This is a genomic window from Streptomyces sp. NPDC054847 (genome assembly GCF_053610925.1).
In genome coordinates this window covers 1-1803 of sequence record NZ_JBSGZJ010000738.1, presented here as the reverse complement: position 1 = coordinate 1803, position 1803 = coordinate 1, and the positions used below count along the sequence as shown (strand labels likewise).

Sequence of the window (1803 nt, the reverse complement as noted above, 5' to 3'; positions counted from 1 at the left end):
ACGCCGACCGCCGACGCGGAGACCGCGGCTAGAAGCCGCGCGTCCGCTTGGCCGCGCGGCGTCCGCCAGGCGTCTCCTCGCCCGGCAGGGCGCCGGTGACACCCGGCGCCCGCAGGAACAGCCGGGAAATCTCGCCACCGAGGTTCACCCCGATCGCGATGGCCAGCGCCAGGGCGGCCGCCTTGCTCAGCGAGGCGAGACCGGTGTTGAGATTGCCGCGGGCGACCTCCAGCAGCCCGAAGTACGTGGCGCTACCGGGCAGCAGCGGGCCGATCGCGGCCGTCACGTACGGCAGGGCCGACTCGAACCGGAACCGCGAGAGCATCTGGCCGAACAGGCCCACGAGCCCCGCGGCGAGGGCGGTCGCGGCCACCGGCGAGCCCCCGGCGACATCCGCGACCGCGCCGTACACCACCCAGGCCACGCCGCCGCTGAAGGTCACCAGGGCCACGGTCCGGCGCTCCTGCTGGAGCATCACCGCGAAGCACAGCGACAGGCCCATCGCCGCGAGGGTCTGGATGACCGGCCGCGGCACGCTGTGGATCGCGGTCTCCGGACTGAGTCCGGCATCCAGCGCGACACCGAGATAGAGCACCCCGAGCACGCCGACGACGATGCCGACCACCAGATAGCCGACCTCGAGCAGACGCGCGGCCGCCGTGATGTAGAAGCCGGTCAGACCGTCCTGCACGCCGGCCACGAGCGCTCGTCCGGGGATCAGGGCGAAGAGTCCACCGGTGATGACCGCGGACGCCCGCAGTTCCAGCGGTGACAGGCTCAGCGCCACGCCCATCGCCGCCGGGGGCATCGCCGCGGCGACGAACTGGTAGAACTCCGGCAGTCCGCGCCCGGCGCACAGCCAGGCCAGCCGGTCGCCGAGCATCGCGCTGACCGCGGCGGCGAGGAACACCACCGGGTCACCGCCGACGAGCACGGAGGCGGAGCCCGCCAGCAGCCCGCCGGCCAGCGTCAGCGCCCAGCCGGGGTAGGGGTGCCGGTTCCGGCGGATCTCGGCGAGACGCCGGTACGCCTCCTCGAGCGTGACGTCCGACTCCTCGGCGCTGATGTCGTGGACCAGCCGGTAGACGGCCGCGAGCCGGGTGTAGTCGGTGCCGCGCCGCCGGACGGTCCGGTTCGCGGTCACCGGGTCGTCGACCAGGGACGGCTGATAGGTGATCGACAGCAGGGTGAACGTGACCGTCGGCTCGCAGCGGTCCAGCCCGTACGAGCGGGAGATGGCGAACATGGCCGCCTCGACGTCCTCGGCGCCCTCGCCGCCGGCGAGCAGCAACTCGCCGATACGCAGGGTCAGGTCGAGCACCCGGGGCACGGCCGGACCCGCCTCGTCGTGCCGGTGCGGTGTCTCCGGCACCGGCCGCTCGCCCACCGGCATCCGCAGCATCGCCCGCATACGGTCCTGCCAGGGCGCGTCCTTGGTGAGCCGCACCATCGGGATGCCGTGCGCCGGGGTGAAGGCGGGCGGCGAGGTCCTGGCGCTGTAGGTGCGCGGCGGAGCGAATGCGGAGCCCTCCGGCTCCGCGGGCGGCTCGGGGGCCAGACCTTCGGGGACGGCGAACTCGGAACTGGGGTGGTCCTCTTCCGGCGCCTCGGGCTGTTCCACCCCCGCCGGCGGGACGAAAGCGCTGTGCGCCTCGTCGGACTGAGGCTTCCGGTCTTCCGGACCCTCGGGTTCCGCCACCACTCGTGTTCCTCGCTCCCTCTCGTACCGCCCCTTGACCGGCGCTTCTGCCCAGTATGGCCACGGGCATGGGCAGAAACGCGACGCGGGCGGGACACCAGAGG

At 73.4% G+C, this 1803-nt stretch carries 1 protein-coding gene; it reads right to left on the bottom strand.

Translation table 11 applies throughout. The features are described from left to right. Positions 1-28: 28 nt before the first annotated feature. Positions 29-1702, bottom strand: a complete 1674-nt coding sequence (locus ACWGH4_RS34830; protein ID WP_441263647.1) for a threonine/serine exporter family protein — start codon at positions 1700-1702, stop codon at positions 29-31. Positions 1703-1803 lie beyond the last annotated feature (101 nt).